This is a genomic window from Streptomyces gilvus, from assembly GCF_022513565.1.
GTDB classification, from domain to species: Bacteria; Actinomycetota; Actinomycetes; order Streptomycetales; family Streptomycetaceae; genus Streptomyces; species Streptomyces gilvus.
The window spans coordinates 56012-77388 of sequence record NZ_JAKWBE010000033.1 but is presented as its reverse complement, the minus strand read 5'-3'; the positions used below and the strand labels follow the sequence as shown (position 1 = coordinate 77388).

19 protein-coding genes are annotated in these 21377 nt (G+C 70.0%); 11 read left to right on the top strand and 8 right to left on the bottom strand.

Features of this window, described 5'->3' with window-relative positions:
- Positions 1–37: 37 nt before the first annotated feature.
- Positions 38–331 (bottom strand): hexameric tyrosine-coordinated heme protein, encoded by a 294-nt coding sequence (locus tag MKW14_RS34725; RefSeq protein WP_240869876.1) that lies wholly within the window; start codon positions 329–331, stop codon positions 38–40.
- A 186-nt stretch (positions 332–517) separates the two neighbouring features.
- Here MKW14_RS34725 and MKW14_RS34720 point away from each other — a divergent pair, with 186 nt between their 5' ends.
- On the top strand, positions 518–3295 hold the full coding sequence (locus MKW14_RS34720) for a helix-turn-helix transcriptional regulator (protein ID WP_240869874.1): 2778 nt from the start codon (positions 518–520) through the stop codon (positions 3293–3295).
- A gap of 386 nt (positions 3296–3681) precedes the next feature.
- Positions 3682–4344: a hypothetical protein gene (locus MKW14_RS34715; RefSeq protein WP_240869872.1), complete on the top strand. Its 663-nt coding sequence runs from the start codon at positions 3682–3684 to the stop codon at positions 4342–4344.
- Positions 4345–4435: 91 nt separating this feature from the next.
- Here MKW14_RS34715 and MKW14_RS34710 read toward each other — a convergent pair whose 3' ends face one another.
- Positions 4436–5236: an alpha/beta hydrolase gene (locus MKW14_RS34710; RefSeq protein ID WP_240869871.1), complete on the bottom strand. Its 801-nt coding sequence runs from the start codon at positions 5234–5236 to the stop codon at positions 4436–4438.
- 413 nt (positions 5237–5649) lie between these two features.
- Here MKW14_RS34710 and MKW14_RS34705 point away from each other — a divergent pair, with 413 nt between their 5' ends.
- Together MKW14_RS34705 and xynC are read left to right on the top strand one after the other, a co-directional pair.
- Complete coding sequence (locus MKW14_RS34705) at positions 5650–6459, top strand: alpha/beta fold hydrolase (RefSeq protein ID WP_240869902.1); 810 nt, start codon at positions 5650–5652, stop codon at positions 6457–6459.
- Between the two features lie 443 nt (positions 6460–6902).
- Positions 6903–8213 carry a glucuronoarabinoxylan endo-1,4-beta-xylanase XynC gene (gene xynC / locus MKW14_RS34700; protein ID WP_240869870.1) on the top strand — a complete coding sequence of 437 codons (1311 nt, stop codon included), beginning with the start codon at positions 6903–6905 and terminating at the stop codon, positions 8211–8213.
- 317 nt (positions 8214–8530) lie between these two features.
- Here the strand turns inward: xynC and MKW14_RS34695 are convergent, their stop codons facing one another.
- Positions 8531–8731 carry a hypothetical protein gene (locus MKW14_RS34695; RefSeq protein ID WP_240869869.1) on the bottom strand — a complete coding sequence of 67 codons (201 nt, stop codon included), beginning with the start codon at positions 8729–8731 and terminating at the stop codon, positions 8531–8533.
- Between the two features lie 894 nt (positions 8732–9625).
- On the opposite strand from MKW14_RS34695, the gene MKW14_RS34690 reads away from it, so the two are divergent.
- Positions 9626–10231 carry a hypothetical protein gene (locus MKW14_RS34690; protein WP_240869868.1) on the top strand — a complete coding sequence of 202 codons (606 nt, stop codon included), beginning with the start codon at positions 9626–9628 and terminating at the stop codon, positions 10229–10231.
- A gap of 326 nt (positions 10232–10557) precedes the next feature.
- Here the strand turns inward: MKW14_RS34690 and MKW14_RS34685 are convergent, their stop codons facing one another.
- On the bottom strand, positions 10558–11676 hold the full coding sequence (locus MKW14_RS34685; RefSeq protein WP_240869862.1) for a hypothetical protein: 1119 nt from the start codon (positions 11674–11676) through the stop codon (positions 10558–10560).
- A gap of 302 nt (positions 11677–11978) precedes the next feature.
- On the opposite strand from MKW14_RS34685, the gene MKW14_RS34680 reads away from it, so the two are divergent.
- The 3 genes from MKW14_RS34680 to MKW14_RS34670 all read left to right on the top strand — a co-directional run bounded on the left by MKW14_RS34680 (position 11979) and on the right by MKW14_RS34670 (position 14487).
- On the top strand, positions 11979–12695 hold the full coding sequence (locus tag MKW14_RS34680) for a class I SAM-dependent methyltransferase (RefSeq protein WP_240869860.1): 717 nt from the start codon (positions 11979–11981) through the stop codon (positions 12693–12695).
- 130 nt (positions 12696–12825) lie between these two features.
- The gene (locus MKW14_RS34675) at positions 12826–13266 is read left to right on the top strand and encodes a VOC family protein (RefSeq protein WP_240869858.1); all 441 of its coding nucleotides are present in this window, start codon (positions 12826–12828) and stop codon (positions 13264–13266) included.
- Positions 13267–13512: 246 nt separating this feature from the next.
- Positions 13513–14487, top strand: a complete 975-nt coding sequence (locus tag MKW14_RS34670) for an L-threonylcarbamoyladenylate synthase (RefSeq protein ID WP_240869857.1) — start codon at positions 13513–13515, stop codon at positions 14485–14487.
- Positions 14488–14577: 90 nt separating this feature from the next.
- Here the strand turns inward: MKW14_RS34670 and MKW14_RS34665 are convergent, their stop codons facing one another.
- The 3 genes from MKW14_RS34665 to MKW14_RS34655 form a co-directional block, all read right to left on the bottom strand.
- A complete protein-coding gene (locus MKW14_RS34665; RefSeq protein WP_240869855.1) occupies positions 14578–15219 on the bottom strand; it encodes a carbonic anhydrase in 642 nt (213 codons plus the stop codon).
- 313 nt (positions 15220–15532) lie between these two features.
- A complete protein-coding gene (locus MKW14_RS34660) occupies positions 15533–16777 on the bottom strand; it encodes an RNA polymerase sigma factor (protein ID WP_240869854.1) in 1245 nt (414 codons plus the stop codon).
- Positions 16764–17105, bottom strand: coding sequence for a YciI family protein (locus tag MKW14_RS34655; protein ID WP_240869853.1), 342 nt, complete (start codon positions 17103–17105; stop codon positions 16764–16766). Before MKW14_RS34655 ends, MKW14_RS34660 begins: the two co-directional genes overlap by 14 nt.
- 258 nt (positions 17106–17363) lie before the next feature.
- Here MKW14_RS34655 and MKW14_RS34650 point away from each other — a divergent pair, with 258 nt between their 5' ends.
- The 3 genes from MKW14_RS34650 (at position 17364) to MKW14_RS34640 (ending at position 19234) form a co-directional block, all read left to right on the top strand.
- On the top strand, positions 17364–17747 hold the full coding sequence (locus tag MKW14_RS34650) for a hypothetical protein (RefSeq protein ID WP_240869852.1): 384 nt from the start codon (positions 17364–17366) through the stop codon (positions 17745–17747).
- 238 nt (positions 17748–17985) lie between these two features.
- The gene (locus tag MKW14_RS34645; RefSeq protein WP_240869850.1) at positions 17986–18591 is read left to right on the top strand and encodes a dihydrofolate reductase family protein; all 606 of its coding nucleotides are present in this window, start codon (positions 17986–17988) and stop codon (positions 18589–18591) included.
- A 79-nt stretch (positions 18592–18670) separates the two neighbouring features.
- Complete coding sequence (locus tag MKW14_RS34640; RefSeq protein WP_240869848.1) at positions 18671–19234, top strand: DinB family protein; 564 nt, start codon at positions 18671–18673, stop codon at positions 19232–19234.
- 85 nt (positions 19235–19319) lie between these two features.
- Here MKW14_RS34640 and MKW14_RS34635 read toward each other — a convergent pair whose 3' ends face one another.
- Positions 19320–21299: a heavy metal translocating P-type ATPase gene (locus MKW14_RS34635; protein ID WP_276622692.1), complete on the bottom strand. Its 1980-nt coding sequence runs from the start codon at positions 21297–21299 to the stop codon at positions 19320–19322.
- Positions 21300–21377: the final 78 nt, after the last annotated feature.

The window sequence follows — 21377 nt, the reverse complement described above, 5'->3', positions numbered from 1 at the left end:
CGGGCTTGAGCCGCATGGCTCAAGGGATCTGAGCCCGTCAGCGCCAGTAGTCGTTGGCCGCTGCGATCGTGGCGAACTCGGCCGTGACCACCTGGGCTGCGGCGATGAGTCCTTCAGCGTCCCCCGCATACTCCGGCCGGCCGGCCTTCAACACGTCGAGGTCCGGCTGGATCATGTGGACCGTGTTGCGGACCATCGCGATGGCCGGCGCACGGCCCTCCTCGGAGGTGGCGGTCTTGAGCGTGCCGCCCGGCACGAGAACGAGTGCCTCGTCGGGGATCCGGTTAACGATGACGGCCTTTGTGGCTTCACCGTGCGGCTCTACGCTCATACAGCGACCGTAGGCTTCACGGAGTGCGGTCGGCTTGCGTCATCCGACTGCGCCAGGAGCGCGGCCGACGCGACCTGCGGGACGCACCCGCGATGCAGTGATTCGACGCAAGCGCGTCCACCCAAACTGGCCATAGGATGCGGTTGCCGACCCAGCGGACAGCCGAAGAGGCGAGGCGAGCGCCCTATGACCAGGCCAGAATCCGTCCTCCCCGACCACGTCCCGGCGGCGCCCGACCTGCTGGGACGCGAGGCCGAGCTGTCCACGCTGGCCCGGATCGTCGACCAGGCGTGGGAGAACGGTACGGCCGTCCTGATGCGGGGTGAGGCGGGCATCGGCAAGTCGAGCCTGTTGCGAGCCGCGGCCGACCTCGCCCGCGCCGCCGGGTTTCTCGTTCTGGAGGCGGTGGGCATGGAGGCCGAGACACGGCTGCCCTTCGCCGGCCTCCACCAGGTGCTGATTACCCTCCTCGGTCAGGCGGACCGGCTCCCGGAAGGACAGCGGCTGGCTCTGCTGTCGGCGTTCGGTTCGGGAGACGGCACACCACCCGAGCCCTTCCTGATCGGGCTGGCGACGTTGAACCTGCTCGGCGAACAGGGATCCCAGCAGCCCGTGGCGATCCTGGTCGACGACGCCCACTGGCTCGACCTGCCCAGCCAGGAGACGCTCGCCTTCTTGGCCCGCCGGATCGGCGACGACCCGATCCTGATCATGGCGGCGATCCGGGAGGGCCATGCCGGGCCCTACAGTGCCGCCGGCCTGAGGGAGGTGCAGGTCGGCAGTCTGGACCCGGTCGCCTCGGCACGACTCCTCGACACCATCGCGGCGGATCTGCACACCTCCGAGCGCCGGCGGATCCTGGCCCAGGCGGAGGGAAATCCGCTGGCGCTGGTGGAACTGCCGGCGGCCTGGCGCTCGGCGCTCCCGCCGGTCACGGAGTCCGTGCACACCGCCGTGCCCCTGAGCTCCCGGCTGGAGCGGGCCTTCGTCGGGCGGATCGCCGAGCTGCCGTCCCCGGTTCGTGATGCCCTGCTCATCGCCGCCGTCGACTACGAGACCGATCTGGCGGAGATCCTCGCGGCGGCCTCGGTACTGGCCGGGCGCCCGGTCACGGTCGCCGCCCTCGACGCCGCCGCCACGGCCGGACTGATCCGCTTCCATGAACAGCGCCTGCTGTTTCGGCACCCGCTGGTCAGGTCCGGGATCCTGTACTGCGAATCGACCCCGCGCCGCCTGGCCGCCAACCTCGCGCTCGCCGAGGTACTCGTCGACCAGCCCTACCGGCGCACCTGGCACCAGGCCCAGGGGGTGATCGGTCCGGACGACGCGATCGCCGACGCGCTCGAGCACAACCACCGGCTCAGCATGCAGCTGGGATCCGTGACCGAGGCCATCGCAGCGCTGGAACGTTCCGCCCAGCTGACCACCGACTCCGCCGTCCGCGGCCACCGCCTGCTCCTCGCCGCCGAGCACGCCTTCGGCCTGGGCCGCGCCGACGTCGTCGACCGCCTGCTCGCCGCGGCCGGCCGCAACACCCTCTCCGACCTCGACCGGGCGCGCATGGTGTGGCTGCGGGAGATCTTCGACGACGGAGTGCCCGGCGAGCCCACGCGGGTGTTCGAACTGTGCGAGACCGCGGAACGCTCGGCGCGGACCGGAGAACACACCCTGGCGCTCAATCTGCTGCAAGGGGCGGCCCTGCGCTGCTGGTGGGCCGAGACCGGGCCGGAGGCCCGAGCCCGCATCGTCGCGGTCACCGAACAACTCGACGGGATGGACCACGAGCCCAGCTGCATCGCCGCGCTCGCCATGGCCGAGCCGGTGCTGCGATCGGCACAGGTCAGCACACTCCTCGCACGCGTCCCGGCACAGACCAGCGCTGATCCCGATGCCATGCGGCTGCTCGGTATGGCCGCGCACGCGATCGGGGCCCCGGTGGCCAGCCTGGACTTCCTCGACCGGGCCGCGGGCAGACTGCGCGAGCAGGGGCGGCTGGGCCTGCTCGCCCACGTCCTGACCATGGGGCTGCTGAGCCGGCTCGAAGTGGGCGAGTGGGACCGGGCCGCGACCGACGCCGAGGAGGCGGCCCGGCTCGCCCGGGAGACCGGCCAGGAGATCTGGGACACCGGCACACTCGCCCTGCGGGCGATCGCGGCCGCGCTGCGCGGCGACGACGCGCGGGCCCGGCACCTCGCCGATCAGGCAGAGGAAACCGCCAACGGACGCCGGCTGAACGATCTGCTGGCCTGCGTCCAACTGGCGCGGGGCATCGCCTGGCTGAGCACCGGTGAGCATGGCCGGGCCTACGAGGCGCTGCGCCGGCTGTTCGATCCCGCGGACGTCGCCTTCCACCCCGCCGAGCGCTATCACGGAGTGATGTACCTCGCCGAGGCCGCCGCGCGGGCCGGCTGCCGCGACGACGCACAGGAAGTGGTCGGCGCACTGGAGCGCCTGCCCACCCGACCGTCCGACACCCTGTACGTCCAGCTCTCCTACGCCCGGGCGGTCCTGGCCGACGACGACCGGGCCGAAACGCTGTTCGCCACCGCGCTCGGCCAGGACCTGACGCGCTGGCCCTGGCACCGCGCCCGGTTGGAACTGGCCTACGGCATGTGGCTGCGACGGCGTCGCCGCGTGGCCGAATCCCGGATCCCCCTGCGCTCCGCGCTGACCACCCTGGATCTGATCGGGGCGCGTGCCTGGGCCGACCAGGCGCGGGCGGAGCTGCGGGCGGCGGGCGATCGGATCACCGTCCAGGGGCCCTCGGCGGCGGCCGCCCTGTCCCCGCAGGAGCTGCAGATTGCCCGACTGGCCGCCGAGGGACTGTCCAACAAGGAGATCGGCGAGCAGCTCTTCCTGTCGCCGCGGACCGTCGGATCGCACCTGTACCGCATCTTCCCCAAGCTCGACATCACCTCCCGAAACCAGCTCGCCGCACGGCTGTACGCGCTCAGATTTTCCTGACGCAAGCCGCGCCCACCACCGATGTACGATGCGGCTTCCGGGTCCGTCGCGACCGACCCCCTGGCTCTCGCCGTCAATGCCCTGCTCGATCCCTTCATCGACGCCCCGCTCGTCGTGGATGCTCTCGCGCACTGGGCCAAGGCCGCACCGGGCGATCCGGCGGTGACCGGGTTGCTCGCCCGGGCCGGCTTCCTGGTCGCGGACTTCGAACGCTCCTTGGCCTTCGCCGAGACCGCCGGCGACGGCTGCGCCGACAGGGCCGTGCCGCCCTGCTGTCCCAGGTACTGGTTCTTCAGACCTTCGCCTCCCTCTACCTCGGCAGATGGGAGGTCACCTACACCGCGTCGGACGAAGGCCACCGCTTCGCCGTCGAGACGAGACAGCCGGTGTGGGAAGCCTGCGCTGGCAAGGCCAACCTCGCCGGCCTGCGCGGGGACGGCGAACGGGCCGCACACCTGACCGCGCAGGCCGAGCGGACGGGCCAGCTGAGCGGCAACATCTCACTCCTCAACGGCGTCCAGCTCGCCCGCGGTCTGGCCGCCCTGGGCAGCGAGCGGCCCGGCCAGGCCCACCACGAACTCAACCGCATGATGGACCGTCAGGACAGCGCGTACCACATGCCGCAGAGCGTATGGGCACTGGACTACGTGGCAGAGGCCGCCACCGCCTGCGGCCACGTCGACGAGGCCCGCGGTGTGCTGCGCGACATCGAGGCCGTCACCGGCACCACCACCAGCCCCGGCGTACGAAGAACGCTCGCGCTGACCCGGCTGCTGCTCGCCGAGGACGACGACATGGAGCAACGCTTCACCGAGGCGACCACCCTGGGCGCCGCAGCCTCCCCCTGGTACCGGGCCCGGGTCAACCTGGCGTACGGCGCATGGCTGCGCCGCCAGCGCCGCGTGGTCGCCTCACGCGGTCCGCTGCGCGCGGCCCAGACCGTCTTCGACGCCCTCGCCGCCCCGGCATGGACGGCACGCGCCATTCGCTTGCTCCTTACGGCGTCCGCTCGGCAGACCGGCGGACGACATCACAGGTGGGCGGCGTAACGCGAACGCGGGAGCAGCAGCTGAGGCGGCAGTCGCTGCGCGGCGGGCCGCACTGGGTGACGCCCCTCCAGCGCCGGCTGACCAGGACCGGCTACAGCCCCTGTTGGCCGAGCCATTCGAGGCAGGTGTCGGCGACCGCACGCCAGCCGCCGTCGATGGTGAGGGAGTGGCCGCGGTCGGGGAACTCCCTGAGGTCGGTCACGGCCGTCGAGTGGCGGTACTGCTTGAGCGTGGACCGAGTGACGGCTCCCGGCACGGTGTGGTCTCTGCCGCCCGTGATCAGCAGCAGGGGTCCCCGGCTGTCGTTGCCGGTGTCGACCTTTGCGGGGGAGTGCGGCGAGAAGTTGGCAGCGGCGGCCTCGAACAGGGGCTTGCCGGGGGCCGGGATGGTCCACCGCTCGTACAGCTCGTCGGACTCCTCGGCGCTGACCGCGTTGCCGAAGGCGAAGCGGAACTGCTCAGCCGTGAGCGATACCGCCCGGTGCTTGTTGGCCGGGTTGCTGAACACGGGGAACGTCGACCGCAACGCCGACAGGGGGAGTGGAAGCACGCCCTTGATCTGCGCCGCATCGATGGCGATCGCCGCCGCCGCCCGATTCTGCCCCAGCAGTTTCTCGGCGATCGTGCCACCGAAGGAGTGACCGATCAGGATGGGCGGCAGCGGGAGTTCGGCGATGACGCCCGCGTAGTGCTCCACCACGTCGTCGATGCCGCGGTCCGCGATCGCGTCCGGGTTGGCGCGGGCGAGTTCGACGCTCTCCGCCACTCCTGGCCACCCGGGCGCGATCGGTCGATAGCCCGCCTTCTCGAAGAGTTCCTCCCACGGTCCCCAGGAGGACGGGTGCAGCCAGAGTCCGTGGATGAAGAGAACGGGTACGGCGTTGCCAGCCATGATCGAAGTCCTTCCCCTGGAAGTGATCGACGTGACGCCGACGGCGCCCATGCTTCCGGGCGGCCCCCGTCTCCGCTTCAGTCATGTGACTGCGACGGCGGCAGTGACCTGCTCCAGCGGCCGGTCGGCGCAGTTGTGCAGCCTTCGCGCCATGACCTGCCATTGGCCGCCTGGACGCAACGATCAGCGGCATGCCGAGAGGAGGTGCCGCTCCGCCTTGACCCGAGGATGACGCGCTGAGCATCAAGGCAGTCGCATGACACAAGCCCCGCCCCGGGTCTGCTCCGTACGGTCGACGGCCCAAGCCCAAGCGCACGGTGAATTCGCAGCAGGTCGCAGCATCACACCTTCGTGAAAGGAATCAAGCCATGCATCATCGACCTTCGATCCGACGGAACGGGACGCGTCCCGTGATGACGCTGGCTGTCACCCTGGCGGTCTTCGCCCCGGCCGCGATCTCCGCAGCCGCGTCCGCGGGTGCCGTTCAGAACTCGACGCCGAAGCCGACGATCGTGTTCGTGCACGGTGCCTTCGCCGACTCGAGCGGCTGGAACCAGGAGACAGCCGATCTACAGCACCGCGGCTATCCGGTGATCGCCGCCCCGAACCCCCTGCGCGGCCTGACGAGCGACGCCGACTACATACGCTCCATCCTCAAGACGATCAGCGGACCGATCGTGCTGGTCGGGCACTCGTACGGCGGCGCCGTCATCACCAACGCCGCTCGCGGCGTGAACAATGTCAAAGCGCTCGTCTACATCGGTGCCTACGTACCCGACAACGGGGAGAGCCTCGCAACCGTCCTGAACCCGAAGAAGTACCCCGGCTCCCTCCTCGGCCCCGGGACCACGCTCATACGCCCTGCCCCCAACCCCACCGCCCCACAGGGTCAGGACGCCGACATCTACGTCAAACCCGAAGACTTCCGCGCGGTCTTCGCCGCCGACGTGCCCAGGAATACGGCCGCATTGATGGCCGCCACTCAGCGCCCTCTCGCCTACACCGCCCAGACCGAACCCTCCGGCGAGCCGGCGTGGAAGACCGTCCCGTCCTGGGACCTGATCACACTCAACGACAAGGCCATCCCGCCCGCCGGGCAACGCTTCATGGCAGAGCGTGCGCACGCCCGGATCGAGACCGTCAACTCCTCGCACGCAGTGATGGTGTCGCATCCCGAAGCCGTCGAGCACATCATTCTCGACGCCGTTCGGAGGACCGGCTGAGACCGGGGCCCGGCAACAAAGTGCCGTGCTCTGGCCCGCATTTGGTGGTGGCCGAGCACCTGGACGAGGTGGCGGACAGTGCAGCCCTCGCCGTCGGGGCGACCCTCGCTCCTGGCGTGAGGAGTTCGGAGAACGAACCGGAGCCGGAATCTTTGCAGTGCGGCAAGTCTTGACGCCGGAACACGGCCAACTTACGGTCCCCTACACCACCTTACGATCGTTCGCTTCCCCGAAACATTCGAAGAGAAGGGAGCGCTCCCACACTCACTGTTCCCAAACGTCCCAGGACCTCCGACACTCTGTCGGCGATTGCGGCCGTAGCCGCCTCGTCTGAAGTCGAAAGTTTCGTAACGCTGCACCAGGGCGGTGCGACAAGGCGACGCCGGTCCCGAGACGCGCGAACAAGTGAGCACGCGTCAGAGCGAAGTCCACAAGGAGGAGCAATGTCGTTACGCCGCAATGGTTCCGGCGCAGCAGGACCGGAACACCCCAGTCGCCGATCCGTCCTCGCGACCATGAGCGCTCTGCCGGTGCTCGCTGCCGCGACACCGGCTGTGGGAGCACCCCGTACCCCGTCCGCGGCGGCTGCCGCGGTGATCGTCGACCCGTCCGCGACGCGGCAGAAGATTCGCGGATTCGGCGGCATGAACCACCCGCTCTGGATCGGTGATCTGACGGCTGCCCAGAGAGACACGGCCTTCGGCAACGGCGACGGACAGCTCGGACTCTCCATGCTGAGAATCTTCGTCTCCGAGGACCGGGCGAACTGGAGCCGCGAGGTCGCGACCGCGAAACGGGCGATCGAGCTCGGGGCGACCGTCTTCGCCTCGCCGTGGAATCCGCCCGCTCAGATGGTCGAGACCTTCGTCCACGGCCAGCAGACCGACGCGAAGCGGCTCCGCTACGACATGTACGGCGCCTATGCGCAGCACCTGAACGACTTCGTCGCGTACATGCGGAGCAACGGGGTCAACCTGTACGCCATCTCGGTGCAGAACGAGCCCGACTACGCTCATGACTGGACGTGGTGGACCCCGAGCGAGATGACCAGGTTCCTGCGCGAGAACGCCGGCTCGATCAGCACAAAGGTGATCGCTCCGGAGTCCTTCCAGTACGTGAAGAGCTTCTCGGACCCGATCCTCAACGACCCCGCCGCCCTCGCCAACCTGGACATCCTCGGGGCGCACCTGTACGGCACACCGTTCCAGAACTTCCCCTATCCCCTCTTCAAGCAGAAGGGCGCGGGCAAGGAACTGTGGATGACCGAGGTGTACTACCCCAACAGCAGCGACTCGGCCGATCTGTGGCCCCAGGCGCTGGACGTCGGGGAACACGTCCATCGCGCGATGGTGGACGCCGAGTTCCAGGCGTACGTGTGGTGGTACATCCGTCGAGCCTACGGCCCCATGCGGGAGGACGGTCGGATCAGCAAGCGCGGTGCGAGCCTCGCGCACTTCTCGAAGTTCGTCCGCCCGGGGCATGTGCGGATCGCGGTGACTGCGACCCCCCAGCCGAACGTCTACCTCTCGGCGTACAGGGGGAGCGGCTCCCGTGTGGTCATCGTGGCCGTCAACAAGGGGACCGCGCAGGTGAGTCAGCAGTTCACCCTGCGGAACAACGCCTCGTCCGGCGTGTCGTCCTGGTTGACGGACGCGGGCAGGAACCTCGCGTCCCAGAGCAGGATCACCGTGTCGAACGGTTCCTTCACAGGACAGCTTCCCGCTCAGAGCCTGACGACCTTCGTCACCGGGTGACCTCCGGCGGCGACAGGGCTGTTGCGGCACTGCGATGCCCCCGGGTCCGGAAGGGCCCGGGTGACGGGGCAAAGGGTTGAGCAGGGAACGGACGGTGCCTGATCAGGGGGCTTCTCGCACGGGGTGGTTTCCAACTGACTGGTAGGCGTGTCGCTGCACTTGGCGGTCCAAGGGGTGGACGGCCTGCTCCAAGTCCCCGACGTTTTGCCAGATCCCGGGGTGGGAGACCGTCCCCGAGCTGAACCGGCAGATGGCGGTATCGCAAGGCCCCGAAGGCCGGCACTCGGCGCGGCGGCGCCGGTGGCGACTGGTCGGCTTCACCGCGTGTCGGCCGTGGCTGGGCACAGGAACTCGACGACGGGCGGCAGCAGCCACGACCGCAGGCCGTCGGCGGCCTGCGCACCGGCTGCGGCGACCGCGCTGCCACGCACCCGTGACACCGCCCCCATCAGAGCGGCACGTACACCTCCGCCGAACTCCTCCCGAGACGAGGCCGGTTCGGCAGCGGCGTCGAGCATGTCGCACAGTCGCACAGTCGCACAGCCGCACGGCGAACGCCTCGTCGTCGGCCACATCGTCCAGCCACGCCGGACGTGGATCGGCCCGCACCGACGACAGCGCGGCGTACGACGACGCCGCGAGCGCGTCGGCCTGCCGGGGCGAACTCAGCAGGGCTGCTGCCAGCAACAGGTCGATCGCGTCGGCCATGGAATGCCGGGCCGTAGTGAGCAGGCGCTCACATGGGGGCGCGCCCTCGGGTACGACGCCGGCCACGACCTGCGCCAACGGATCATCCGGGGACGTGCCGAACTCCTCGGCCGCGTGGTCCCGGTGGGGGATACTCGCTCCGCCCCACGCGAGTGACGCTCCCGAACCTCCCCAGTACGGCTGGTAGATCTCGGGCCGTCCTCCGTCCGGCCGCGCCCAGGACGCCGTCACGTACCGGGCGAACAGAGAGCGTCGAGCGCTCGTCTCCTCGACCTGTTCCCGGTCGATCCGGTTGGCGACCCCATGCACGAACACCAACGGCAAGCCCCGCACCCCCTTGCCCCCCGAGGCGCGACAGTGCGCCCGGAACCGAAGACCATACAGCGCTACTTACGGACACAGAGGGCATTCACCGAAAGAGAGTCAGATGCACCGTGCCTATGGGGCATGTCCCGTGATGGCACACCCCACCAGGCCCCGCCGGGGGGCGCGCGAGGAGACACTGCGCACCCCCCGGTCCACGCCCGTACGCCGCTTTCCGGAATTCCGGTCATCCGCTAATACGGACTTCTGACCTTGGGGGGATGCAAATGACAAACACCGATACTGGGTCCTCTGACGACACGGCGACGCCTGGCGCGCGGAGCGAGACCGAGGAGAGCGGCGGCGGAAAGAACGGGATCAAAATCGCTGTCATCGCGGGCTTGGCAGCCGTGGCGGCAGCGGTCATCCCTGCCGTGCTGACGCACGACGGGAAGACGCCGGACCCAACACACGGGACACCGACGAGTGTCACGACCAGCCCGAACCTCACCCTCGCCGATCCGTGCGACCTCGACCGACTCGGCGACTCCTGGTACCAGCCACCGGCCTCGCGCTACAACGAATCGCTCTTTGCCAACCGTCAACGGCCCGCGGTCTACTCGACGGTGACTCCGGACGCCAACCCGGAAATCAGCGTCAAGGGACAGCTCAATCTCGATGTGCCCGCCGGCCAGGTCCTCTACCTCATCAGACGCCCCGACCCCAAGACCAAGGACACGTTCGGGAATCCCGGGAACAACCGCTACTATCCGGCCACGCCCGTGACACCGACCTCCGCCGGCTGCTGGGAGGACGACAACCGGCCGGTCGGATACCCGGGCGTCAAGGGCATCGGGCAGATCTACATGCTCGTCCTCGTGGGCCGCGACCAGGCCGCCAAGTTCCCGGCCGACCGCGCGGCCAAGGGGTGGGACGGCTACAGCCAGGACCAATGGCGGGCGATCAACTCGATCGACGTCATGAGTTTCAACGTCTCAACGGCCTAGGAAGCGCCCCTTTCGCCATCGGCGTGAGTGCGCCGGGCGGTCGGCGAGGCCGCTCGGGCCACTCGGTCACATGTGTCGGGGTGGGGCTCAGGTGCCCGCCGCTGCGGTGTAGCGGCGGTGACGTTTCCCGGACGACCAGGTTCCACAGCTTCGCGACGTCGTCGGGCCGGACGTTCTCGTGCTCCGGGTCCTGGACGGAGGGCTGCAAGTGGCGGCGACAGCCTCGCCGACCCCGACCCGGCACGCGTGGAAGGCAGCCTCGACGCGGACAGAACCGTACCCGACGTCGTACGCCGTCATCGTCTGCCCTTGCGCGGCGGAACGGGTTACCGCCGGGCCGCGCGGCGACGTACGAGCAGGACCGTCCCCGCACCGGCGGCTACGACCGCGGCCGCGGCACCCGCGAAGGGCAGCGCAGGACCGGAACCGGTGGCGGCGAGGTCACCGCCAGTGGCGGAGGCGCTCCCCGAAGATCCGGTGGCCGAGGAGCTGCCGGTGGTCCCGGATGCCCTCGGCGTCCCGCCTCCGTCGCTCGAACCCGAACCGCCCGCCGACCCGCTTCCGTCGACGTCGAGCAGGATGTCGGCCTTGTCGTTCGCCTTGTTCACGTCGTACGGGCGGGATTCGGCATTGAGGGCCACCGAGCCCTTGGCTCCCGACACCGCCTTGTCGATCTTCAGCTTGAAGGAGTAGGTGTTCACCTGGTCCTCCTCCACCCAACCCTGTGCGACGTAGCATTCGTAGGTTCCGGCTGCCGGCTTCTTGCACGGGGGTGCCTTGACCGCGGTCGTACCCGAGGGAATCTTGATCAGGACTCGGGTCGGCACCGGAGGTCCCGGTTCCACCAGCACCCAGGCGGGGCCGGCGTTGGTGAACTTCACCTGCAGGTCGATGGTGTCTCCGACCCGGCCCTTCACCTGCGCTCCCGACACCTGGAAGTCGGCCGTGTTCGCCGCGTTCACCCGCACCCGGGCCTCGGCATAGTTCCCCGAGCTACTGCCGGTGAGCACGGAGCCGGGCCGCTCCACCAGCTTCGCCGCGGGAGCCGTTCCACGCACGGGCCCGCGGGCGCCTTCGTCGGCGCCGAAGTCGTAGTCCCCGACGGCGACGTCGAGATCGTCGTACAGCGCCCGGTCCAGAGCCTTGAGGGGCAGCTTCTCGGGCGCGTACACGACACCTGGCTCAACCGCCTGGTCGAACTCGCAGGTCAGCTGGGATCTGGGCGGCAACTCGTCGTACGAGTGGATGTCCCACCGCACGCAGTTCGAGGGCACGTCGGCGTAATCCAACCCACGGGTGACTGTGTACCGCAGCCAGACCTTCTGCAGCGCCTCGGTGCCCTTGTTGCCGAAGGTGACCGGCGCTTCGAAGGTGCTCCCCGGCTGCACTCCGCTGATCGGTGCGATGGTCCCCAGCACCAGCCCGGTCCCGGAACCATCGGCCACGGCGCAGGGAGCGGTACCCAACGTGATCAGTGCGCCGGCGCCGATGGTTCCGAACGCCCTGCGAAGTGTACGGAAGCTGTGATCGCTGCGGACCATGTACTACCTCTGGGTGAAGTGACGAGGAGGAACGGCAAGCCGGGGAAGGCAAATTCCGTACATCAGACACACGCCGACGTCGAACAGTTGTACCGGCATCCGTCGCGATCGGCCGCAGGCATGCCAAGCGGTGAGCTTCGGCAGTCGGCCGCTCTGAGTGTCACAGTTGGCCACGTTCCGTGCCCTCAGCCAGAAGGAGTGTCCTGGTGAACTCGATCGTGCAACCGGACGGAGTCGCAGGCGAGTGGGCGGATCGAGTGGCCGCCGTACGCTGCAAGCTTGCCGAGCACGGGCCACCTCGGAGTCCCGATGGCGGTCCGGACTTCGCCACCGTCACTCTGCCGCAGCGCGACGGTGATCAGGTACGTGATCTCCTGGTGGACGAGCGAGTCGAAACGGTCGTCGAGATCGGACTCGCGTATGCCAGCTCGGCGCTGGCGATCAGCGAGGCGCTGCTGCGCACCGGTTCACGGAACCCGCGGCATGTGGTGATCGACCCGTTCCAGTTCACGGCGTACGACGGTGTCGGGTGGGAACTGCTGCGCAGCGCCGGCCTGCACGACATCGCAGAGTTGGTGACCGAGCCATCGCAGCGGTTCCTTGCCCGGTTGGCCGACGCGGGCTTCGCCGCGGACGCGGCGTTCGTCGACGGCAGCCACCACTTCCACAACGTGTTCGTCGATCTCCACTTCCTGGGTGAGATCGTCCGACCTGGCGGCGTCGTGCTGCTCGACGATGTGTGGTGGCCATCGGTCGGCGCTGCCGTGGCGTACTTCGAGACGAATCTGGGGTGGCGTCCGATACCGGGCGCTCTGGCCGACGGGACCGCCGACCCGGCCAACGGCCGTGTGCGGGTCGGCGCCTACCGGCTGCCCGATCCGCGGCCAACGCCGGGCTTCAAGGAGTTCCGACCGTTCTGCTGAAGCGGCGCTGAGGCACGCGCCAGGTGTTTCGGAGTTCGGTGGTCTGCGTATGTCGAGAAAGTGCCACCGGCTCCGTCCCCGGGAAAGCAGCGGCCACCACCGGCTGCACGAGGATGAAGGAGAAACCGGCATGGCGATTCAGCGGATGGACAACGTCGGCATCGTCGTCGAGGACATGGATGCCGCCATCGCGTTCTTCGTGGAACTCGGCATGGGGCTGGAGGGCAGGTCGGAGATCGAGGGCCTCTTCGCCGACCAGTGCACCGGGCTCGAGGGCGTCCGCTGTGAGATCGCGATGCTCCGGACCCCGGACGGTCACAGCCGGCTCGAGCTGGCGAAGTACCGCAGTCCCGAGGTGATCAGCGCCGGGCCGTGCAACCGGCCGCACAACACCGTGGGCACGCACCGCGTCATGTTCGCCGTCGACGACATCGAGGACACCGTTGCCCGGCTACGCCCTCACGGTGCCGAACTCGTCGGTGAGATCGCCAGGTTCGAGGACAGCTATCTCCTGTGCTACGTCCGCGGCCCGGAGGGCATCATCGTCGGACTGGCCGAGCAGCTGCGCTGAGAAGTGGCTGCTCTGTCGATCATGGTGAGTATCGGTCAGCGCGCGGTGAGCTGGTTCGGAACGCCGGCGGCGCTCAACTCCTGCAGGTCGGTTCCGTGCCGGTGGAGTTCCCTCGCGCGACGCTGTGTTCGGTCACCTCCTCGCCGGACTTTTCCCACGAGGCACCGACAGCCGTGGCCTCGTCCTCATGCGCTGGCCAGAGCATGGAGGGTGGGAGAGTGAAACGGTGGGAGGATTGCGAGGGTGATGGCAAGAACCAGTGACATTGAGAAGGCAGCCGAGGTGCTGCGCGCCGGCGGCCTGGTGGCCCTCCCGACCGAAACCGTCTACGGTCTGGGGGCCGACGCCGAAGATCCTGCCGCTGTTGCGCGCATCTTCCAGGTCAAGGGGCGCCCACCCTCGCACCCCCTGATCGTCCACATCGGCGGAGCGGAGCACCTGGACGACTGGGTCCAGGACGTGCCTGCGACCGCGCGTCTGCTGGCTGAACACTTCTGGCCGGGCCCCCTCACGCTGGTGCTGCGGCGCGGTCACCGGGTGCCTCTCGAAGCGACTGGTGGGCTGGAGACGGTGGCCGTGCGCGTACCCGACCACCCCGTCGCACTCGCCCTGCTGTCGTCCTTCGGCGGTGGTGTCACAGCCCCGTCCGCCAACCGCTTCGGCTCGGTCAGCCCCACCACCGCGGACCACGTTCGTACGGAGCTCGGGGACGCGGTCGACTTCGTCCTGGACGGCGGCCCTTGCGAGGTCGGCGTCGAGTCGACCATCGTCGACGCCACGGGGAAGATCCCCAGCATCCTCCGGCCCGGCGGGGTGACACGCGAGGACCTCGAGGCGGTACTGGGGTACCCGATCGCCGTCCCCTCGACGAGCCGTGTCCGGGTACCGGGCCAGCACCCCTCCCACTACGCGCCCCGCGCGCGGGTCGTCCTCGTAGAACCGGAGAAGGTCGTCGCTGAAGCAGAGCTCGCACAGGAGCTGGGGCATCAGGTGGGTGTTTTTCTCCCCCCGTTCCTCGCCGACGCCCCGGTGAAGGCGCACGCCGTGCTGGCGGTCCCCGCTTCGACGGCTGCCTACGCGCGCGAGCTGTACGGGTTCCTGCGCGAGCTCGACGAACGAGGCTGCGATCTCATCGTCGCCTCCCTGCCGGCTGAGGAGGGGCTGGGACTCGCGATCGCCAACCGGCTCCGCCGCGCCGCCGGACCCCGGCCCACGGTGTGACCAGCACAGCGCGTCCGGCACCCTGACTCTCACGCAGCCACCCGGGCCGGCCACGGCGAATTCGCCCCGGGGCGGCCGTGGCCAGGGTGGTCAGGATGCGGTGGCGACTTGCGGCTCGAGGCCGCGGGCCGCGACCAGCTGGGCGCTGCCGTCGGCCAGGCGATAGCACAGGCCCACCACGGCGGCCTGGCCGGCGGCCACCTTCTCGGCGAGTACCCGGGACCGGTCGAGCAGCAGGTCGACGGTGTGCCTTATGTGCTCGGCGAGGATCTCCTCCGGCTCGACCCGTCCAGCGGCCCGCGCCGCCAGCACGCTGGAGGTCACCCGCTCGACCACATCGCGTACGTACCCGGCGGGTGCCATGCCGTCCTCCAGCGCGGCGCACGCCGCGCCGACGGCGCCGCACGAGTCGTGACCGAGCACCACCACGAGTGGGCAGCCCAGCACGTCCACGCCGTACTCGATGCTGCCCAGCACCTCCGCGCCCACGACGTGACCCGCGGTGCGCACCACGAACAGGTCGCCCAGACCGCGGTCGAAGATGATCTCGGCGGCCAGCCGGGAGTCGGAACACCCGAACAGCACGGCGAAGGGCTGCTGGCCCGGTGCGATCTCGGCGCGGCGGGTGGCGTCCTGGTTCGGGTGCTCGGGGGTGCCCGCGACGAAGCGCTGGTTACCGGCCACCAGTAGCTCGAAGGCTTCCGAGGGCGTCGGAGTGGGGATCTCGTTCATGGCCCGTAGCCTACGAGTCGGCGTCAGCCGTCGCACCGCCCGGTCGCCTCGGTAGTCGCCGGGTCGGCCGATTCCGGCGGCTTGGGCATGATCCCCAGTCGCGACGCCAGGGCGGCCTCGGCCCAGTGCCTCAGCGCGCCACGCAGTTGTCCCGCCGGCCGCGGCCATCCGTCTGCACACGCCGAACGGACCGGTTCGTCATGGTCCGGAGCGCTCCGCTCGTCCTCCACACCCGCACAACGAGCGAGGTACCGGGCGTGCTGTTCGGCCGAACGAGGGGCGAGCCGTTACAAAAAGAGCCCCTCACCCTTTGTTACGAGGGGTGCCGCCTCGCCGGGACGTCTTGTAGTCGGGCGGTGAGCAGGGCGCGTTCGGCTGGGTTGGCGGTAAGTTTCAGGGCCTGTTGGTCGGCTTGCCGTGCGTCGTCGGTTCGGCCGAGGTCGCGCAGCAGGGAGGCGCGGGCGGCGTGGTAGAGGTGGTAGTGGCCGAGGCTGTCGGCCAGCGCGTCGACCTGGCGCAGGGCGGTGGCCGGTCCGTCGATGTGGCTGACCGCGACGGCCCGGCTCAGGCGGACGACGGGGGAGGGGTCGAGGGCAGCCAGCATGTCGTAGAGGGTCAGCAGTTGGGGCCAGTCGGTCGCGTGCCAGCTGGGGGCCTCGCAGTGGACGGCGGCGATGGCGGCCTCGATCTGGTACGGGCCCGGCCGGCGCAGGGCGGCGGCCCGCTCGATCAGGGCGACGGCGCTGCGGATGCGCCGGGTGTCCCAGCGGGAGCGGTCCTGCTCGGCGAGCGGCACCAGCCGCCCGCGGTTGTCGAGCCGGGCTGCCCAGCGGGCGGAGTGGAGCCGGATGAGCGCCAGCAGCCCGAGGGGTTCGGGCTGGGTCGGCAGGGCGTGGACCAGAAGGCCGGCCAGCCATTCGGCGTCGTCGACCAGTTCCCGGCGCACCCCCGCCTCTCCGCCGGTGGTGAAGTAGCCCTCGTTGAAGACGAGATAGATCACGCGCAGGACCGCCTGCAGACGGTCGGTGAGCTCGTCGGGCTCGGGGGCGCGGTAGGGGATCCCGGCCTTGGTGATCTTCTGTTTGGCGCGGGTCAGGCGCTTGGCGAGGGTGGCCTCCGGGAGCAGGAAGGCGCGGGCGATCTCGGCGGTGGTCAGGCCGGCGACGGCGCGCAGGGTGAGGGCGACCTGGGCGTCGGCATCCAGGGCCGGGTGGCAGCAGGTGAAGATCAGCCGCAGGCGGTCGTCGGGCTCGCGGTCCACCGATTCCGGCAGCGCGGCGACCTGCTGGAGTTTGTCGCGGTAGCGGCTCTCGCGGCGGATGCGGTCCACCGCCTTGTTGCGGGCGCAGGTCAGCAGCCAGGCGCCGGGCCGCTCGGGCGGCCCGGCACTGGGCCAGCGCGCGAGCGCCTCGACGACGGCCTCGGCGACCATCTCCTCGGCCAGGTCGAAGTCGCCCAGGAGGCGGACCAGGCTGGCGGTCAGCCGGCCCGCCTCTTCGCGGAAGACCCGCTCGAGCAGCGACCGCGCCGCGGCGCCGCCCGGCTCAGCGCTCGACAAGCGGGCGCACCTCCACCTTGCCGTCCGGCATCGGGAAGCCGGCCGCCAACCGCAGCGCGGCGTCCAGGTCGGGCACGTCGATGACGGCGTAGCCGCCGATCGCCTCCTTGGCCTCCAGCAGCGGGCGGTCGATCAGGGTGGAGCGGCCGTCTTCCAGCACCACGGTGGTGGCGGTGTCCGGCTCCCGCAGTTGCTGGGCCTCGGTGATGGTGCCGTCGGCGAAGTGCTTGGCGAACCATTCCCCGATCCGGCCGAACACCTCGCCCCGTTCCTGCTCGGAGCCCTCCTCCTGCCAGGCGCCCCGGGTCAGCAGCAGCACGTACTTCATGGCTTTTCTCCTTGCTCGCTGTGTCTCTCTACCACCACGACGAACCAGACGGGGCGGAAAGGACAGCTGCTGCCGGAAAACACCAGCGGGGTGGTCCGGAGCCGCGCGGTCACACGCGGCGGCGCGATGCCGCCGTCGCCGTGCCCGCGTGCAAGGCAGCGGCTCGCGGTCCGTCTCCAGGGTGCACTCACCACGGGCTCCGCACGCAAGGGCGGGCATCGATCGGCACGGCCGGCACGGCCGGAGCCGACGTCGGCCGTGCACATCCAGCCGGTAGCGATCGGCCAGCGCGGCGACGTCCAGCGTCTGCCCGGACGGCGCGGGGCGGACGGGGTCGTCGGCCGGGGCGACGGCGGCGCGACGACGCCTTCGGGTGACTGGGAGGCGGTCAGGTCCAGATGGTCCGCGAACCCCATCACCCCCTTCGGTACGCACCAGCCCGGGATGCAGGGCCACCGAGGTCACGCCGTACGGCCGCAACTGCGCGGCGGCGGCCAGGGCCAGCCGGTCGTCCGCCGCCTTGGCCATGCCGTAGGCGGCACCGAAGGCATGCTGCTCGCTTGCGGGCACCGCGAAGGACACCGTCACCACCAGGGCTGCCTGCCGTACGCATCAGCAGCGGCGCGCTCAGCGCCGTCGTGACGTAGTGGGCGCGCACCCCGTGGGCGAACATGGCGTCGAACAGCTCAAGCCGGCCCGCACACTGCCGCGACGCCGCCGAACAGCTCGACCACTCCGCGGAGCGGCTCGCCGTTCTGCGCACCGGATCTGATCGGCTGCCGCGTCATGGATGTTCTCGTTGCTCCGCAGCGCGGCCGATGAGTTTATGGCTCCGGGCCGGTCCAAGCTCATGACACCCCAACCAGGAAAGGACACCGTCATGTCGGAGCTTCTCGTCGACTTCATCACCTCCCTCGACGGCTATGCGTCGGGAGAGGGATGGCCCGGGTTCTGGGGCCTTGAGGGCCCGGAGTACCTCGCGTGGCTCGGCGAGCAGCCGAAGGCCACCTATCTGATGGGAGCGAACACCTACCGCCTGATGTCGGGCTTCGCCGCAGGTGAGGTCCCGGGGGGCCAGGACGAGTTCCGGCCCGAGGAAGAGGCGTCCGTCGACGAGCTCACCCAGGCGTCCAAGGTGGTGTTCTCCTCCTCCCTCGAGGAGCCGCTGACGTGGGCCAACTCCAGGCTCGTCCGCGGCGACGCCGTCGAGGCGGTCCGCGCCATGAAGGCGGGTGGTTCGGGGCTGCTGAGCACGATCGGCAGCCTCAGCCTGTGCCGGTCCCTGCTGCGGGCCGGACTCGTCGACCGCTTCCGGGTGGGCATGTTCCCGGTGATCACCGGGGCCACGGGCGAAGAACGCATCTACGACGGCTATCCGGACGTCGCCCTGGAGATGATCGGGCACCGCACCTTCGACGGCCGCATCCAGCTGGTCGAGTACAAGCCCCGCGTGCTCGAGCACCCGCCGCTCGGCGTCCCTGCGTGACGTTGCCCCGACCGCCGGTCTGGACAACGGCCAGGCCGGCGGCGCGGAGCAAGAGCTCCGTTATATGTAGTGTGCGGAAATGACGAGAAGCGAGCGGCTCGCGGAGCAGTTGGACTGGTACTGGCACAAGAACCTACGGCCGCGGCTGGACGGTCTCACAGATGAGGAGTACTTCTGGGAGCCGGTGCGCGGCTGCTGGAGTATCCGCCCACGTGGCACGTCTGCAGCACCGTTGTCGGAGGGTTCGGGAGAATGGGCGATGGACTTCGCTTCCCCTGGCCCGCAGCCGGCGCCGGTGACCACGATTGCCTGGCGGCTGGCGCACATCATCGTCTCCTGCCTGGGCTATCGGGTCGGGTGGTACTTCGGCGGCCAGCAGGTCGAATCGGAGACATTCGCCTACGCGGGGACCGCGGACGAGGCGCTGAAGCAGCTCGATGAGATGTACGGGAGATGGAACGCGGGGGTCCGCGCACTCTCGGACGCCGACCTGGAGAACCCACCCCCGGTGGGTCCCGAGCGGTTTCCCATGGAGAACAGGGTTCTGCATGTCAACAGGGAGCTGATCCACCACGGCGCCGAGATTGCCCTGCTGCGCGACCTCTACCACTGGAAGGACGGAGCCGGCCCGCGCCGAATATGACCTTCCGGTGACCAGCGATCGAGATGCGGAAATCCTGGACGAGCAGTTCTGATTGCGGGGTTCACGGACGCAGGGAGGGTGTCCATCACCTCTGGTGGCCCTCGGTGCGGGCGCGGCGCCAGGCGCCGTCGGCGAGCAGGCGCAGCCCGTTGAGGCCGACGATCACCGTGGAGCCCTCGTGTCCGGCGACACCCAGCGGCAGAGGCAGGGTGCCGGCCAGGTCCCAGATGACCAGGCCGGTGATGAACACCGCGGCGATGACCAGGTTCTGCACGACCAGGCGGCGTGCTCGGCGGGAGAGACCGACGACGGCGGGGATGGTGGCCAGTTCGTCGCGGACCACGACAGCGTCGGCGGTCTCCAGGGCGAGGTCGGATCCGGCGCGGCCCATGGCGATGCCGGTGTGCGCGGCGGCCAGGGCAGGGGCGTCGTTGACGCCGTCGCCGACCACGAGCACCTTCCGTCCGGCCCGCTCCATCTCCCGCACGGTGGTGACCTTGTCCTGTGGCAGCAGGCCGGCGCGGACGTCGGTGATGCCGGCCTCGGCGGCGAGTCGGCCCGCGGCGCGGGGGTTGTCGCCCGTGACCAGTACCGGGACGGTGCCGGTCAGCGTGGCCAGGGCGGTAACGGTGGCGGCGGCTTCCTCGCGCAGACGGTCGGCGATGCCCAGCGCGCCCACCGGCGTGCCGTCGATGCTGACCAGCACGGCGGTGCGCCCTTCCTCCTCCAGACCGGCGGTCACGGTGACGGCCGGGTGGGCGGTGGGGTAGTCGAGGAGGCGGGCGGGGCTGCCGACGGTGACCGAGTGGCCTTCCACCTGTGCGCTCACGCCGGCGCCCGGGGTGGAGGCGAAGTCGCCTGCTGGCGGGATGTGCAGGTCGCGGGCGCGGGCGGCGTCCACGATGGCGCGGGCCAGAGGGTGCTCGCTGGGGTGCTCGGCCGCCGCGGCGAGCCGCAGCAGTTCGTCCCCGGTCAGGCCGGAGCCGGCCAAGGGGTGGATGTCGGTCACGCGCGGGGTGCCCTCGGTCAGCGTGCCGGTCTTGTCCAGGGCGACCGCGTCCACCTGGCCGAGGCGTTCCATGACCACGGCGGACTTCACCAGGACGCCGTGGCGTCCGGCGTTGGCGATGGCGGACAGCAGCGGCGGCATGGTGGCCAGCACCACCGCGCACGGCGAAGCGACGATCATGAAGGTCATGGCGCGCAGCAGGGTGGACTGCAGATCGGCGCCGAATACCAGCGGCAGGACGAACAGGGCGAGGGTGGCGGCGACCATGCCGAGGCTGTAGCGCTGCTCGACCTTCTCGATGAACAACTGGGTCGGCGCCTTGGTCTCGGAGGCTTCCTCGACCATGGCCACGATCCGTGCGATCACCGAATCCGCCGGGTCCCGCTCGACCTTCACCCACAGGGCGCCGGTGCCGTTCAGGGTGCCGGCGAACACTTCGTCACCCTCCTGCTTGGCCACCGGCAGCGGTTCGCCGGTGATGGTGGCCTGGTCGACCTCGCCGGCTCCCTCCAGCACCCGGCCGTCGGCACCGATCCGCTCACCGGGCCGCACCACAATGACCTCGCCCACCGTGAGCTGTGCGGTCGGCACCGTTTGCTCACTGCCGTCGTCGGCGAGCCGCGTGGCGGTGGTGGGGGCGAGGTCGAGCAGGCCGCGCACGGAGTCGGCGGTGCGCGCGGTGGCGATCGCCTCCAAGGCGCCGGAGGTCGCGAAGATGACGATCAGCAGCGCCCCGTCCAGCACCTGCCCGATCGCCGCCGCCCCCAGTGCGGCGACCACCATCAGCAGGTCGACATCCAGGTTCCTGTCCCGCAAGGCCTGCAGGCCGGCCCAGCCCGGCTCCCAGCCGCCCGTGACGTAGGTGAGGGCGAACAGGGGTCCCCACGTCCAGGCCGGCGCCCCCGTCAGATACAGCGGCAGCGCGAGAAGGAACAGAAGCAGCGCGGCAGCCGCCCACCGAGCCTCGGGCAGCGCGAGGATCCGGGTGCGGCGCCGGGCCGCCGCCGCCTCGGGGGCGGTGCCGACCGGGGCCGGACGGGTCAGGGTGGAGGACAACGAAACGGTTTCCCTTGAGGTGGCGCGACAGCGGACAGCTCCAACACCACCACAGTAACAGGAACAAATGAACATGGA